Source organism: Sanguibacter sp. Z1732 (assembly GCF_051020515.1).
In the GTDB taxonomy this organism is placed as follows: domain Bacteria; phylum Actinomycetota; class Actinomycetes; order Actinomycetales; family Beutenbergiaceae; genus CALKWS01.
This window is the reverse complement of record NZ_CP194857.1, coordinates 2,395,381-2,410,015: the sequence shown is the minus strand read 5'-3', so window position 1 is coordinate 2,410,015 and position 14,635 is coordinate 2,395,381. Positions and strand designations below refer to the sequence as shown.

Genomic DNA, 14,635 nt, shown 5'->3' with positions numbered 1-14,635 from the left:
CCCCGGGCGGCTCGAGCGGGGCGGCTGGCTCAGCCGGGCCGGGCGGTGCGGCGACCGTCTGGGTGCCGGGCACCTCGGCGGTGCTGACCGGGGGTCTGGGGATGGTGCTACTCGTGCTGGGCGTCACGACGTCCCGGCCCGACCTCGCCGCGCTCGCCCTGCCGATGGTGCTCGGGACGGCGTGGGCGTGGTTCTCCCAACCCCGCCAGGACGTGCAGGCGCAGTTGCGGCCGGGCCTGTCCCCGGGCGCCGGCACGGCTCCCGGCGCGCCCGGCACCGCCGAACCGGGCACGGTCGGCGCCACCCTGACCCTGCGCACCCCGCCGGGCACCTCGGTGGTCCGGATGCGGGTGGCCACCAATGGCTATCGCACCACCGAGGCGGTGGTCGTGGCCGAGCCGGACCGCTCCATCGGCATGTCCCTGGAGACCGCTCGCACCGGGGTCCTGGAGTGCTTCCGGGTGGACTACATCGCCACCAGCCACGACGAACTGCTCGCCTCGCACTGCCCCCCTGCCGGCCCGGTGCCGATGATGGTGCGCCCGCCGGCGCGTCCGCTGCGGCGCATGCCGCTGCCGTTCCGGCTGCAAGGGCTGGTGGGACCGCACACCTCACGCCGCGTGGGCGAGGGCATGGAACTGCACGACATCCACGAGTTCACCCCCGGGGACCGGCTGCGCCGGATCGACTGGCGCACCACCGTGCGTCGCTCGTTGGACCCGCGCACCCAGAAGCTGGGCGCGCTGTACGTGCGGCGCACGCTGGCCAGCGCCGACGCCACGGTGATGCTGGTGGTGGACTCCCGCGACGACGTCGGCCCGGACGTGGACACGTGGTCCGGCGGCACCCCGGCCAGGATGACGCACGCGACCTCGGTGGACCTGGCGCGGGAGGCCGCGACGTCGGTGGCCCAGTTCTACCTGAAGGGCGGGGACCGGGTGGGGCTGGACGACCTGGGCAGGCGACGACGCCCGGTGGCCCCGGCCGCGGGCGGCAAGCACCTCGAACGGATCACCCAGCGCCTGGCCCGGATCGCACCGGAGGGCAGCCCGCAGCCACGCCAGCGCTCCCCGAGACTGCCCTCCGGTGCGCTGGCGGTGATCTTCTCCACCTTCCTGGACGACGAGGCCAGTGCCGTGGCCACTCTGTGGCGCTCCCAGGGGCACCGGGTGATCGCCGTGGACGTGCTCCCCGCGCTCAACACCGCACGGTTGGATCCCTACGCTGCCACATCGTTCCAACTGATCCGGCTGGAGCGCGGGTTGCGGCTGGCCGAGCTGCGCCGGCAGGGCATCGACGTGGTCCACTGGGTCGGCGACCCGGACGGGCACGGCACCGCCATGAACCCCGAGGAGGCCCTCATGGTCGCCTCGACGGTGCAGCGGGGTGGTCGCTGATGGGGCGGGTGTCGAACTGGGCGCGCCGGGCCGAGGCGAGCCTGCCCGAGCAGCGGCCGCCGGCGATGCGGCTGCACCTGGGGCCGGTCGTGGCGGCCTGGGTGCTGCGCCTCGCCGCCCTGCTGCTGGCGGTGAGCGCGAGCGTGCTGGTCGCGAGCTCGGTCGTGACGATGGTGCTGATGATCCTGTTCTCGCTGACCGTGGCGTTCTGGCCGGGCTACGGGTTGCCGGTGGGGGTGGCCGCGTTCCTCGGCTGGGGGCTGATGGTCGGGGAGCCCACGGTGGCCGAATCGACCGTCGTGGTGTTCTGCGTGCACGGGTTCCTGGTGCTCTCGCGTGTGGTCGGCGGGGTGAGCTGGGACGCGGTGGTGGAGCTGCGGGTGTTGGCGCGGGTGGGATGGCCGTTCCTGGTACTACAGGTCATCGCGCAGACGTTCATGCACCTGGCCCTGGCGCTGCCGCGGGTCGGGGACTCGGTGGTCTGGATCGCCGTCGTGGTCCTGGCGGTGCTGGTAGGTCTCACTGCGGTGATGGTGCGCGCACTGCGCAGCCTGACATGAGCGCGCACACCGGCCCGGGGATCAACTGGGCGGGCAGCCACGTGTTCGGCGCCCGCACCCTGCACCGCCCGACCAGCCTCGACCAGGCCCGGCGGATCATCGCCGCAGCGCCGAGGATCCGCGCCCTGGGCACGCGGCACTCCTTCAACGCCCTGCCCGACTCCCCCGGTGACCTGATCAGCCTGGCCGGGCTGGAGCCGCAGATCGAGATCGACGAGCGAGCAGGGACTGTCACGGTGAGCGCAGCGGTCACCTACGGCGATCTCGCCGAGGCGCTGGACCGGGCCGGTTTCGCGCTGCACGCGATGGCCTCACTGCCACACATCTCGGTAGCCGGGGCGATCGCCACCGGCACCCATGGCTCCGGCGACGGGGTCAGGAGCCTGGCAGCCGCCGTCGTCGGGCTGGAATTCATCGACGCCCAGGGGCAGGTGCACCGGATCGCCCGGGGCGAGCCGGACTTCGAGGGCGCGGTGGTGAGCCTGGGCGCATTGGGGGTGACCACGCGCGTGACGATGCGGATCGAGCCGGCGTACCGGGTGCGCCAGTGGGTCTTCAACGACGTGCCCTGGGACCTGGTGCTGGAGGACTTCGACGCCCTCACCGCGCTGGGCACCTCGGTCAGCCTGTTCCCCTCCTGGCGGGCCGACTCGGTCGATTCGGTCTGGGTGAAGCGCCGTACCGATGGGCCCGACGGCGGCGCCTCCCCCGGCGTGCTGGGCGCCTATGCGGCGCCGGCCGACCAGCACCCGGTTCGCTCGGCCGACGCGCGCGTGTGCACCCCGCAGCAGGGGGTGGCCGGGCCGTGGCACGAGCGGCTGCCGCACTTCCGGATGGGGTTCACCCCCTCCTCCGGCGCGGAGATCCAGGTCGAGTACGCGCTCCCGCGCGACCTGGCGATCCCGGCGCTGGATGCCTTACGTGGGTCGAGCACCCTGCGCGAGCGGGTCGGTCCGCTGCTGCACATCAGTGAGGTGCGCACGATCGCCGCCGATGACTTGTGGCTCTCCCCCGCCTACCGGCGCCGGAGCATCAGTGTGCACTTCACGATGGGCATGGACCCGGAGCCGGTGGCGGCGGTACTGCCGGTGATCGACGAGGTGCTGGCCCCCTTCGAGGCCCGTCCGCACTGGGCCAAGTGGTTCCGCACCGATCCGCTGCGCCTGGCCCGCCGCTACCCGATGCTGGGGCGTTTTCGCGACCTGGCGGCCCGGTGCGATCCCCACGGGTGCTTCCGCAACGAGTTCCTGGACACCTGGGTCTTCGGGGGCACCGGCGCCGGGCGCTAGTCTCGACGGGGTCCCGTACCGGGGCCGCCCGCACGTGTCCGCAGGAGGGTTCCGATGACCGATCAGAACACCAGTCCCAACCCGGCCGTCCCTGGCGACGGTCCTGGCGCGCCCGCCGACGCCGGCTCCGCGGGGACGATGACCCGCGCCCAGCGCTTGGATCGTCTCCCGTTCGGACGGGCCCACGGGCGCCTCCTGGTCGGTTCGGGGATCGGCTGGGCGCTGGATGCGATGGACGTGGCGCTGATCTCGTTCATCATGGCCGCCCTGGGCATCGCCTGGAACCTGACCAGCACCGAACTCTCGGTGGTGGCCTCGATCGGGTTCGTCGGGATGGCGGTGGGCGCCAGCCTGGGCGGGTTGCTCGCGGACCGGATCGGGCGCCGGCAGGTGTTCGCCCTGACGCTGTTGATCTACGGGCTGGCCACCGGGGCGGCGGCGCTGTCCACCGGCCTGGTGATGCTCATCGTGCTGCGCTTCATCATCGGTCTGGGCCTGGGGGCCGAACTTCCGGTGGCCTCCACCTTGGTGAGTGAGTACGCACCCAAGCGGATCCGGGGCCGGATGATCGTGATCCTGGAGGCGTTCTGGGCGGTGGGATGGCTGGCCGCCGCGGTGATCGGCTACTTCGTGGTCAACCCCGGCACCGGGTGGCGTTGGGCGTTCGTGATCGGGATGGTCCCGGCGGCCTACGCCCTGGTGGTGCGCTACGCGCTGCCGGAGTCGGTGCGCTTCCTGGAACAACGTGGCCGGGAGGAGGAGGCGGAGAGGTCGGTGCGCTACTTCGAGGCCTCCACTGCTACCCCGGCGGCCCCCTCCCCACCGGTGGGAGATCCCGCGCCGCCGCCGAACTGGCGGGAGTTGTGGTCCCCGCGCCTGCGCCGGCGCACCATCGCGATCTGGCTGGCCTGGTTCGGGGTGAACTTCTCCTACTACGGGGCGTTCATCTGGCTGCCCACGCTGCTGCTACAGCAGGGGTATGACCTGGTCCAGTCCTTCGAGTACACCCTGATCATCACCCTGGCCCAGCTGCCCGGGTACGCGGTGGCGGCGATCCTGATCGAGAAGTGGGGACGGCGAGCCACGCTGGCCTCGTTCCTGGGTCTGTCGGCGGTCGCCGCGGTGCTCTTCGGCCAAGCGGATACGGTGGCGACCATCATCGCCGCCGGGATGGCGATGTCGGCGTTCAACCTGGGTGCCTGGGGTGCGCTGTATGCGGTGACGCCGGAGATCTACCCGACCCGGTTGCGGGGCACCGGGTCCGGGAGCGCCGCGGCGTTCGGGCGGGTCGCAGCGATCCTTGCGCCGCTGTCCACCCCCGTGTTCATCTCGATCGGTGGTGCCCCGCTGGCGTTCGGGGTGTTCGCCTTCTTCTTCGTGCTGGCCGGGGTAGCGGCCCTGTTCCTGCCGGAGTGGACGGGCAAGGAGCTGCAGGAGCGCTAAGGCGCCGGACCGTCCCGGACCTCTCCTGCGGCGCGGGTCATAGGCTTTCCTCATGGCAGCAGCGCAGACGGGGTCCGTACCGGAAGGCGACACCTACGGCCGTCAGGGTTTCGGCTCGATGAGGTTGAGCGAGGACGACGCCGGCACTGCTGACCGGGATCCGGTGGCTGTTCTCAACGCCGCCCTCGATCTCGGTGTCACGATGATCGACACCGCGGACGCCTACCAGAACGAGGAGTTGGTCGGCCGCGCGATCAGGACGCGACGCGATGACGTGGTGCTGGCGAGCAAGTTCGGCCTGGTGCGGCGCGATGATCTGGCAGCAGGCTTCGAGGCCCGGGCCGACCCTGCCTACGTGCGGTCGGCGAGCGAGGCGAGTCTTCAGCGGCTGGGAGTCGAGGCGATCGATCTGTACTACCTGCACCTGCGCAGTGAGACGGTACCGATCGAGGACACCGTCGGAGCGATGGCGGAACTGGTCGATCAGGGCAAGATCCGCGCCATCGGGCTGTCCAACGTCACCGCTGAGGATCTGCGGCGTGCCCACGCGGTACACCCTGTTGCGGCCCTGCAGGAGCAATGGTCGTTGGTCCAGCGCGGTATCGAGGATGAATTGCTGCCCACCGCGGCGGAGTTGGGCGTGGTGGTGGTGGCGCACTCCCCGACCGGCCAGGGCCTCCTGCACGCACAGCCGCAGCGCCGCACCGACGGTCCCGTAACCGCCGGGCTCCGGGCAGCGCTGGGTGAGATCGCCACCGGCCACGACGCCACAATCGGTCAGGTCGCGCTGGCCTGGGTGCACCACCGACAGCAGGAACACGGCGTCCGAGTCGTTCCCTTGCCCGGGACCGCGAGCATGCGCCACCTGCACGCGAACGTCGCCGCAGCCGACCTCCGGCTCTCCGCCACCGACCTGCGCCGGCTCGAGACCGTCACCACGGCCGCGAAGGCATGACCGGCCCCGACGGCGGCCCGGACCGGGACACGGCATTGCCTGGGCTGAGGCCGGACCAGCGGCTCCTGGTGCAGCGGTGGCTGCCCGGCGCGCATGTCGTGGCGGACCTGAGTTGGGGGTTGATCGATTCCACGGTGCTGCGGGTCCGCACCCCGGGCATCGCCGAGGACGTCATCGTCAAGGCATGCGGTCCGGGCAACCACCATTTCTCCCGGGAGTTGGACGCCTACCGGCACTGGGTGGGGCCACTGCGCCACCTGGGTGCGGCGCCGGTGCTGCATCACGTGGACGACGACGCACGCGTCCTCGTGGCCGAGTTCCTGCCCGGGGAACTCGTGCAAGGCAACGACTCCGAGCAGCAACCGCAGACCTACCGGCAGGCCGGCGCACTCCTGGCGGCGTTCCATGGTCAGGATCGGCGCATGGACTCCGACCTGGGGATCGAATTCAACACTGCCCGCAAGCAGCGGGCGCTGCGGTGGCTGGCCGGGGAGCATCGCATCCCGTCGGCCACGGTGAGGCGATTGCGTGCCCTGCTCGCCGACCACCCCACCAAAGCGGTGCGGCTCGTGCCCACCCACGGCGACTACCAACCCCGCAATTGGATGGTGCACGCCGGGAAACTCGCCGTCATCGACTTCGGTCGCGCCGGGTGGCGGCCGGCGCAGACCGACCTGGCCCGGCTCGCCGTGCAGCAGTTCCGTACCCGTGGGGACCTGGAACGCGCTTTCATCGAGGGGTACGGGTCCGACCCACGTGGACCGGACTGGCGCTTCATCCTGCTCACCGAGGCGATCGCAACGGCAGCGTGGGCCTATTCGGTGGGCGACGAGGCGTTTGAGGCGCAGGGGCACCGGATGATCGACGACGCGCTGGCACTGTTTCCAAGGCGCTGATCCTGCGCCCGTGCGGGTGCCCTCCGGGGCAGGAGGGCACCAGCGGGCCAACGATCCCGCGCCAGCAGGGCGTCGGCGAACTGGTCTCGGGTGTACCAGCGGTCCCAGGATCCACGTCCCGCTCGGGGCGTCGTGGACAACCGACCGCATCACCTGCTCGTGCGGGCTGGCGCTCGTCACGGCCGGCGGGGATGCTAGATCAATGACTGAGCACGCGAGAGCAATGCTGACCGACCACTTCGGCAGGATCGACGAACTGGTCGAGGACCTCACCGATGGGCTGAGCCCGGAGACTTCCCGGTGGCGTCCTGCCGCGGACGCCAACACGATCGCCTGGCTGCTCTGGCACCAGAGCCGGGTCCAGGACGATCACGTCAGCGACCTCGCCGGCACCGAGCAGGTGTGGCCGCAGTGGCATGAGCGCCTGGACCTGCCCTTGGACGTCAGCGACACCGGGTTCGGCCACTCTCCGGACGACGTGGCAGCCGTCCGCATCTCCGCTGCGGATCTGCGTGACTACCACGCTCAGGTGCACGCCCGTACGTTGGAGTACGTCGGGAGGCTGGACGGCGACGAACTGGAGCGCGTGGTCAACTCCGACTGGGACCCACCGGTGACCGTCGCGATCCGCCTGGTCAGTGTGATCGGGGACTGCCTGCAGCACCTTGGCCAGGCGGCCTATATCCGCGGGATCGCCCCCGCGGGGTAACACCAGTCTCCAGCCTCCGGGCTAGGGCGAAGGCCTGCTTCCGTCGTGCTCGGGCGGTCTCCTCACCAGCCCGGGTAGCGGTCGGTCCACCTCGTGAGTGGCCCGACGTCACCATGGAGGGTGTTGCCGGCGGTGAACTCGTAGATGAAGTCGTCAGCCAGCGTGAGGATCGTGCTTCGTCCCTCGACCTCGAACGTGAGTTCGGGGGGCAGTGCTGCTTCACCGTGGAACGCACCGAGGATGTTGCCGCACATCGCACCGGTCGAGTCGCTGTCACCGGAGTGGGTTGCCGCGAGTGACAGCGCGTCGAGCACCTCATCGGGACCGGAGTGGGCGAGAGCGGCGTAGAGGTCCATCGCGAGCGCCTTTTCTGCGACCCACTCTCCGCCCAGTGATTCGATGACGTCGGCACTGGCACTCCCCCGGGCGGCCTGGATGGCTTGCTCCAAGGCGTGAACAGTCTCCTCGTGATCATCTTGCCGGCGTAGCAACCGCAACGTGGTGTCGACGGCCTCAGTCAGACTCTGGCCACGAACAATCGCCCCGATCAGGACGGCGAACGCACCTGATGCCACCTTCCCTGTGGGATGGCCGTGGGTGTAACCGGCGGCCTCAGCGGCAGCGGCGAATTCAGTCCCAGCCGGATTCCTCCGGGATGCCGAACGGCGCGACCCCAACTTGGACAGCCATGCGGTCGGATGTCAGTCGCAGGTGGCCTCAGGCGACGCAGTCGAGGGCGTTGGGTAGTTGGCCAGGAGTACGCCTGGTGCTTCGCTGGTGGCCCTGCGGCTCGCCATTGCGGTCGGGGGTGGCTGCGACCATGCTGGGCGAACCATGGATGGGAGCAGTCGGTATGAATCTCAGCAAGCCGATCGGCCCGGAGTTCCGGGCATTCGACTTCACGCACGACCGGCGCACGTATGAGGTCTTTCGAGGTGGTTCGGGGTCAGCGGTTCTCGTGCTCCATGAGATCCCCGGCCTGCATCCAGGCGTCATCGATTTCGCCCGTCGGCTGATCGCCGTTGGGTACACCGTGTACCTCCCGTCCCTGTACGGGCGCCCCGCAGCCCCGGCGAATGGCCGCGAGATCCTGCGATCGATCGTGCAGGTCTGCGTGACGCGGGAGTTCACCAAACTCGCCGACCGTACGAGCCCCGTCGTCGGGTGGCTGCGAGCACTCGCCGCGCGTCGGCCCACCGTGAGTGTGGCGGTCCCGGGGTCGGCGTGGTCGGGATGTGCTTCACCGGAGGTTTCGCGCTGGCAACAGCTCTCGAACCCTCAGTCGTCGCGTCCGTCATGAGCCAGCCGGTCATGCCTGCGCCAATCGGGAAGCGTGGCCGTGCCGCCCTCGGCATGGATGCTCAGGATCTCTCGACCATCACGGAACGAGCCGGCGACGGCCTGCGCGTGCTCGGGCTCCGCTTCACCAACGACCGGGGTTGCCCTGCGGAGCGGTTCGAGACCCTCCGGGCGAGGCTCGGGACATCCTTTGAGGGGATCGAGATCGACTCTTCGCCGGGCAACGCGGCTGGTATCGCGCCGTCGGCGCACGCGGTGCTCACGGTCTCCCTCGTCGACGAGCCGGGGCATCCGACCCGGGTTGCCCTCGACCGGGTAGTGGCGTTTCTGGCCGAGCAACTGCGCCATTGACCGCCGTCGCGGCGTGAGAGCGAATCCCGGCCGGGGCGGGATCCAGCGACCGATCGACGTCGGGTGTCTGCCTGCCGGGACCTCACGTTGCATAGGCCGGGCCTCAGCGCCCGCCACCAGAGGGTTCCTGGACCGGGTTGCTGGACACCAAGTGGACACTCGATCAAGTCTCTAAATGCTTTCAGGCTCGGAATCCGCAGATTCCGAGCCTGAAATTAGTGGCGGGGGGAGGATTTGAACCTCCGACCTCCGGGTTATGAGCCCGGCGAGCTACCGAACTGCTCCACCCCGCGTCGGTAACCCCAGACTACGGCGGCACCGGCCCGGGAAGCAAATCGTGGCCGTGCCTATCAGCGTGACGTCAGCCACGTCGGCGATCGCCTCCCGGGCCAGGGTTCAGCCTGGATCCGCCGGTCGGGGCGGTGTGGGCGGCGGGTCGTGACAGCCGAATGCTCCTGTGACCAGCGAAAATGGACTTGTTGAGAGTTCCAAACCGCTGAGCAACAGGAGCACCGGTAGTGCGAGTTTCCATAACTTCTCCGCTGAGTTCGACGATGACAACTTGATCGCCACCGCGGGTCTGGTCCCGGTGATGCTGCTGGCGGAGTCCGCCGGGCTTTCGGGGCTGGTCGATGAGTACGTCACCGTGGCCGGCAGTGCCGGGGCCAACGCCGATGTGAAGGTGGGCGCGCTGGTGGCTGGGATGGTGGCTGGGGCGGACAGCATCAGCGACATGGATCTGCTGCGCCACGGCGGCATGGACCGGGCGTTCACTGAGCACCGGGCGCCCACGACTCTGGGCACCCATCTGCGCGGCTACAAGTTTGGCCATGTGCGCCAGTTGGACGCGATCGCCTCGCGGTTGCTGGTCGCCCTGGCCGCCCGGGTGCCGGGCCTGCTGCGCGGCGGTGATGAGGTGACCTACCTGGACATCGACGACACCATCCGCCAGACCCACGGGTATGCCAAGCAGGGCACCGGGTACGGCTACAGCGGCATCAAGGGCCTCAACGCGCTGGTCGCAACCCTGTCCACGCCGGCGGCGCCGCCGGTGATCGCCGGGATGCGACTGCGTAAGGGCTCGGTGAAGTCCGACCGGGGCGCGGGGCAGATGATCGCTGAGGCTTTGGCCACCGCACGCCGGGCCGGGACAGGCGGGCTGGTCACCGGGCGGGCTGACAGCGCGTTCTACCTGCACCACGTGGTGGCCGCCATCCGCCGTGGTGGGGCGCGCTTTTCGATCACCGCCCGGATGGACAAGGCCGTGGTCGCCGCCATCTCCCGCATCGGCGAGGAGGACTGGGTGGGCATCAAGTACCCCGAGGCGATCTGGGACCAGGACGAACAGCGGTGGATCTCCGATGCTGAAGTTGCCGAGATCCCCTACACCGCCTTCACCTCCCGCAAGAAGGCCGACCACGTGGCTGCACGGCTGATCGTGCGCCGGGTCAAGCGCCTGAATCCGGCCTCGGCCACCGCCGAGCAGGGCGACCTACTCACCGCCTACCGGCACCATGCGGTGTTTCACCGACTCCCCACTGTCGATGCTGGCCGCCGAGGCCGCCCACCGCGACCATGCGATCATCGAACAGGTCATCGCCGACCTGAAGACCGGGCCGTTGGCCCACTGCCCCTCGGGCGCCTTCAGCGCCAACAGTGCCTGGGCCGTGCTTGCGGCGATCTCGTTCAACCTCACCCGCGCCGCCGGAGTACTGGCCTCCAAGTTCCACGCTCGGGCACGCACCGCCACGATCCGCGCCCAACTCATCAACACCCCAGCCCGGATCGCCAACCGCGCCCGCTCCTGGCTGCTGCACCTACCCAGGAACTGGCCCTGGCAGCACGCCTGGGACGCGCTATTCGACGCCGCAGGCAGCCCGCTACCAGCGCCGGCTTGACCTTCAGCCCCTGCACCGACGAGAAGGAACCGAAAGTGGAAAGGCCGGGCAGACCGGCAACTCACTCACGCCCTTCGGCAGGACCGACCGAAAACCCCTCCTCACTTCACCGCTCAAGACGCTCCAAAAGCAGCTCAGCGGATCCAGGTTCAGCCGTTGAGTTCCTCGTCCGCCTCCAGGGCCCGCTCCAGCGCATCGGCCAACCGCTCCTGGGCCTCGCCGTAGGCGGTCCAGTCACTGTCGACGAGTGCCTCGTTGGAGTCTTCCATCGCCTCCCGGGCATCAGCCAGGGCGCGGTTCAGCCGCGTCTGGGCATCGCCGTCACCGGGGTCGGCCGCCGGCGGGTCGGCGGTCTCGGTCTCGGTGGGCTCATCGTCCGGGTCCGTTGCGTCCGGGTCGACCGGCTCACCGTCGGGATCGATGTCCTCGGCGTCCAGGTCGACCTCGTCATCGGGCACCGGCACCACGTCGGCGTCACCCGCTGCCGCACCGGCGTCGCCCTCGAAGACCTGGTCCAGCGCCTCATCGAGCGTGTGCGCGAACCCGACCGAGTCCCCGAAGGCCACCAGCACCCGCCGCAGCAACGGGAACTGGGTGCCGCTCTCGGACTGCACGTAGACCGGCTGCACATACAGCAGCCCGCCGCCGACCGGCAGCGTGAGCAGGTTGCCGGACAGCACCTGGGAGCCACCGGAACTGAGGATGTTCAGTTCCGTGGCCGCGGTGGTGTCGGTGTTGAAGTCGTTCTGCACCTGCCCGGGTCCGGGGACGGTCAGGTCACGAGGCAACTCCAGCAGACGGATCGTGCCGTAGTCCTCATGGACCTCACCGTCCTGGTCCCCCGTCTCGGAGTTCACCGCCATGAAACCGGTCAGCACGTTGCGCTGATCATCGTTCAGGATGAACGAGGTGGTCAGGGAGAAGGTCGCCTCCTCCTGCTCGGGCATCCGCAGGCTCAGGTAGAACGGTGGCTGGTTGAACTGCGGCTCAGCCGGGTCCGGTGGGGTGCGCCAGAAGTCACCACCGGAGAAGAAGTTCCGGGCATCGGTCACGTGATACCGGTTCAGCAGTTCACGCTGCACCTTGAACAGGTCCTCGGGGTAGCGCAGGTGACTCATCAGGTCCCCACTGATGTCCGACATGGGTTGGATCATGTCCGGGAAGATCTCCATCCAGGTCTGCAGGATGGGATCCTCCATGTCCCACGCGTACAACGTGACCGACCCGTCGTAGGCGCTGACCACCGCTTTGACGGAGTTGCGGATGTAGTTGACCAACTCGGGCAACTGGGCCTGGATCGCCTGGCCGTCCGGACCGGTCAACGCGTCGATGGTGGCGTCCTCGAGTTGCTGTCGTTCGGAGTAGGGGTAGTCGTCCGAGGTGGTGTAGGCGTCGACGACCCAGACCACCTCCTTCATGCCGTCCCCGTCGGTGTCAGCCACAGCCGGGTAGGTCCGACCGTCCAGGGTGAGGAACGGTGCCACCCGGGCCACCCGTTCGCGGGGGTCGCGGTGGTAGAGGATCTGGGACTCGGAGTTCACCCGGTCGGAGAAGATGATCTGTTCGCTGCCGAACCGGGCGGCGTAGAGCAACTGGCGCCACACGTTCCCGATACCCGGGCCACCGTCACCTTCGTAGGTGTTGTTGACCTGACCGCCCTCGGCGTCGTCGTCGGGGTAGTCCAACTCCCACGGGTCTGCGCCCTCGGGCGCCCCGACGATGGAGTAGTCCGGGGAGTTCTCCGAGAAGTAGATCCGCGGTTCGTAGTCGCCCAACGCCCCAATGCTGGGGATACCGCCCTCGAAGAACTGCGGCCGCCCGTCGTTGGTGGTGGTGTTGCCGTAGGCGGCCACCACGCCGAACCCGTGGGTGAAGACGGTGTGGTCGTTGGTCCAGTTCCGCTGCGCCACGGCATCCAGGTTGATGTCGCGGACGGCGATCACGGTGTCGTTGAGTTCACCGTCGATCTGGTACCGGTCCACATTCAGGGTCTCCGGGAAGGTGTAGTAGTGCCGGTTCTGCTGGTCCTGCCGGAATGTGGGCGAGACGATATTGGGGTCCAGCAACCGGATCTGGGCGGTCGACTCCTCATCGTCGGCCAGAGCACCGGCCACCCCCTCCAGTTCGGCCTCGTACACCTCGGTCTCAACGTCCTCCAGGCCGTACGCGGCCAGGGTGGCGTCGATATTGCGCTGGATGAACTCGGCCTCGTTGTCCTGCTCGTTCGGGCTCACCACCACGGCCTGGGTGATCGCCGGGATCGCCATCCCGGCCACCAGTCCGGTCACCACGGCCAGACCGAGCCCGACCACCGGCAGCCGCCACCGGCCCCGGGCGCCGAAGGCGAAGATGAGCACCGCCACGAAGACGCAGGCGAAGGCCAGGATCCACCGGGCCGGAAGCACAGCGTTGACCTCGGTGTAGGTGGCGCCGTCGAACCGTTCCCCGGGTGAGTTCAGCAGTGTGTACCGGTCCAGCCAGTAGTTCACGCCGACCAGCAGCACCACCAGACCACCCAGGATGCTCAACTGGATCCGTGCGGGCTTCTCCGCCCGCCGCTGCCCGGTCACCTGGATGCCGCCGTAGAGGTAGTGCACGAAGGCGGCCGCGGCCAGCCCGAAGATCGTGGTCCACAGCAGGAAGGAGATCACGAACCGCAGGAACGGCAAGATGAAGACGTAGAAGCCGACGTCCAGCCCGAACTGCGGGTCCACCTGCCCGAACGGCTGGCCGTTGAAAGCCTCCAGCATGGGTTGCCACTGCGTGGCCGCCGCCGAACCTGCGAAGAAGCCCACCACGATCGGGGCCGCGATGAAGGCCAGTCTGCGCAGCGGCTCGAACGCCTCCCGGTACCGGTCCAGGTCGCGCTGCTGGGGAGTGGTCGGGACATACATGGGCCGGTTCTTGTACGCCAGGCGCAGGTTGAACCAGACGACGCCGCCCATCAACAGCAGACCGACGACGAACAGCCCACCCCGGGTGGACCACTGGGTGAGCAACACGTTGGAGTAGCCCACCTGGTCGAACCAGAGCCACTCGGTCCAGAACCGGGACATCACCAGGAAAGCGATGACCACCCCGGCCAGCACACCGATCGTGGGTAGCAGCGGACCGCGGCGCCCGCGCGCGCGCCGGTCGCGGAGAGGAGGCAGCGGGACGGGAGGAAGCAAAGGACACTAGAGCTCAACCTCGAGAACGATCAGAGCGGGCAGATGGATCCAGAGGCACGGCACCCCTGGGCCCTCCCAGTTTCCCATACATTCGGTGTGCTGGAACGATGTCTATGTGAACGACGAATCCCGCTCCCACGCACTGGCCGCCGCCGTCATTGAACTGGAACGCCATGCCGCTGCCGGCGGCTGGGACGCACCGGTGGGCATCTACGCCCTGGTCCGCACCGCTGACGCCCTCGCGGAGAATCCCGCCGTTGCCACCCAACTCGGCGCCGAGGTGGTCGCAGCCGCCGAAGCGGACCCCGAGCACCTGACCTCGATCGAGCAGGACGGGCTCCCGGAGTCTGCGAACCTGGAGGAGCTGCTGGCCCAGTTGGCGTGGCCGGAGACGGTGCATGGGGCCGCGATCGTGGTGGAGCGGATCGTGGTACCGCCCGAGGCGGAGCAGGGCATGCCCAGCGACGACCCCGAGGAAGCGGTCGCCTACCTGATGGGCCACCCGGACCGTCAGGACGTGCGGGTGGCGGCCGGGGTGCTGCGCTCGGGCGAGTCCTGGTGCGTCCTGCGCTCACGCGCCAACGACTCCGACGACGCCGTCGCGGGTGCCCCCGACGCGGTGCCGGGGTTGGTGCACGCCCTGGCCGCCACGTTCAGCTGAGCCGACC

12 protein-coding genes, 1 tRNA gene and 1 pseudogene are annotated in these 14,635 nt (G+C 69.3%); 11 read left to right on the top strand and 3 right to left on the bottom strand.

Going from position 1 to position 14,635, the window contains the following annotated elements; all coding sequences use genetic code 11:
- Nucleotides 1-62: 62 nt before the first annotated feature.
- The 7 genes from ACRRRO_RS12635 (at nucleotide 63) to ACRRRO_RS12605 (ending at nucleotide 7,249) form a co-directional block, all read left to right on the top strand.
- Entirely contained in the window at nucleotides 63-1,397 is a 1,335-nt protein-coding gene (locus ACRRRO_RS12635) for a DUF58 domain-containing protein (RefSeq protein WP_434080348.1), read from the top strand.
- Nucleotides 1,397-1,957, top strand: a complete 561-nt coding sequence (locus tag ACRRRO_RS12630) for a hypothetical protein (RefSeq protein WP_424796950.1) — start codon at nucleotides 1,397-1,399, stop codon at nucleotides 1,955-1,957. The genes ACRRRO_RS12635 and ACRRRO_RS12630 overlap by 1 nt, the downstream gene beginning before the upstream one ends.
- Complete coding sequence (locus ACRRRO_RS12625) at nucleotides 1,954-3,246, top strand: FAD-binding protein (protein ID WP_424796951.1); 1,293 nt, start codon at nucleotides 1,954-1,956, stop codon at nucleotides 3,244-3,246. Before ACRRRO_RS12630 ends, ACRRRO_RS12625 begins: the two co-directional genes overlap by 4 nt.
- Before the next feature lie 54 nt (nucleotides 3,247-3,300).
- On the top strand, nucleotides 3,301-4,689 hold the full coding sequence (locus tag ACRRRO_RS12620) for an MFS transporter (RefSeq protein ID WP_424796952.1): 1,389 nt from the start codon (nucleotides 3,301-3,303) through the stop codon (nucleotides 4,687-4,689).
- A gap of 52 nt (nucleotides 4,690-4,741) precedes the next feature.
- A complete protein-coding gene (locus ACRRRO_RS12615; RefSeq protein ID WP_424787545.1) occupies nucleotides 4,742-5,644 on the top strand; it encodes an aldo/keto reductase in 903 nt (300 codons plus the stop codon).
- On the top strand, nucleotides 5,641-6,540 hold the full coding sequence (locus ACRRRO_RS12610; protein WP_424796953.1) for an aminoglycoside phosphotransferase family protein: 900 nt from the start codon (nucleotides 5,641-5,643) through the stop codon (nucleotides 6,538-6,540). The genes ACRRRO_RS12615 and ACRRRO_RS12610 overlap by 4 nt, the downstream gene beginning before the upstream one ends.
- A gap of 202 nt (nucleotides 6,541-6,742) precedes the next feature.
- Entirely contained in the window at nucleotides 6,743-7,249 is a 507-nt protein-coding gene (locus ACRRRO_RS12605) for a mycothiol transferase (protein WP_424796954.1), read from the top strand.
- A gap of 62 nt (nucleotides 7,250-7,311) precedes the next feature.
- Here the strand turns inward: ACRRRO_RS12605 and ACRRRO_RS12600 are convergent, their stop codons facing one another.
- Complete coding sequence (locus tag ACRRRO_RS12600) at nucleotides 7,312-7,926, bottom strand: ADP-ribosylglycohydrolase family protein (RefSeq protein ID WP_424796955.1); 615 nt, start codon at nucleotides 7,924-7,926, stop codon at nucleotides 7,312-7,314.
- A gap of 176 nt (nucleotides 7,927-8,102) precedes the next feature.
- On the opposite strand from ACRRRO_RS12600, the gene ACRRRO_RS12595 reads away from it, so the two are divergent.
- Together ACRRRO_RS12595 and ACRRRO_RS12590 are read left to right on the top strand one after the other, a co-directional pair.
- Complete coding sequence (locus ACRRRO_RS12595) at nucleotides 8,103-8,549, top strand: dienelactone hydrolase family protein (RefSeq protein WP_434080347.1); 447 nt, start codon at nucleotides 8,103-8,105, stop codon at nucleotides 8,547-8,549.
- Nucleotides 8,546-8,899 carry a hypothetical protein gene (locus ACRRRO_RS12590; protein ID WP_434080346.1) on the top strand — a complete coding sequence of 118 codons (354 nt, stop codon included), beginning with the start codon at nucleotides 8,546-8,548 and terminating at the stop codon, nucleotides 8,897-8,899. Before ACRRRO_RS12595 ends, ACRRRO_RS12590 begins: the two co-directional genes overlap by 4 nt.
- Nucleotides 8,900-9,118: 219 nt before the next feature.
- Here the strand turns inward: ACRRRO_RS12590 and ACRRRO_RS12585 are convergent.
- Nucleotides 9,119-9,192: transfer RNA gene (locus tag ACRRRO_RS12585), tRNA-Met, on the bottom strand.
- Between the two features lie 299 nt (nucleotides 9,193-9,491).
- Between ACRRRO_RS12585 and ACRRRO_RS12580 the strand changes: the two are divergent.
- A pseudogene (locus tag ACRRRO_RS12580) lies at nucleotides 9,492-10,797 on the top strand (IS1380 family transposase).
- Between the two features lie 149 nt (nucleotides 10,798-10,946).
- Here the strand turns inward: ACRRRO_RS12580 and ACRRRO_RS12575 are convergent.
- Nucleotides 10,947-13,886, bottom strand: coding sequence for a UPF0182 family membrane protein (locus ACRRRO_RS12575; protein WP_434080345.1), 2,940 nt, complete (start codon nucleotides 13,884-13,886; stop codon nucleotides 10,947-10,949).
- Between the two features lie 175 nt (nucleotides 13,887-14,061).
- Between ACRRRO_RS12575 and ACRRRO_RS12570 the strand changes: the two genes are divergently transcribed.
- Nucleotides 14,062-14,628: a PPA1309 family protein gene (locus ACRRRO_RS12570; protein ID WP_434080344.1), complete on the top strand. Its 567-nt coding sequence runs from the start codon at nucleotides 14,062-14,064 to the stop codon at nucleotides 14,626-14,628.
- Nucleotides 14,629-14,635 lie beyond the last annotated feature (7 nt).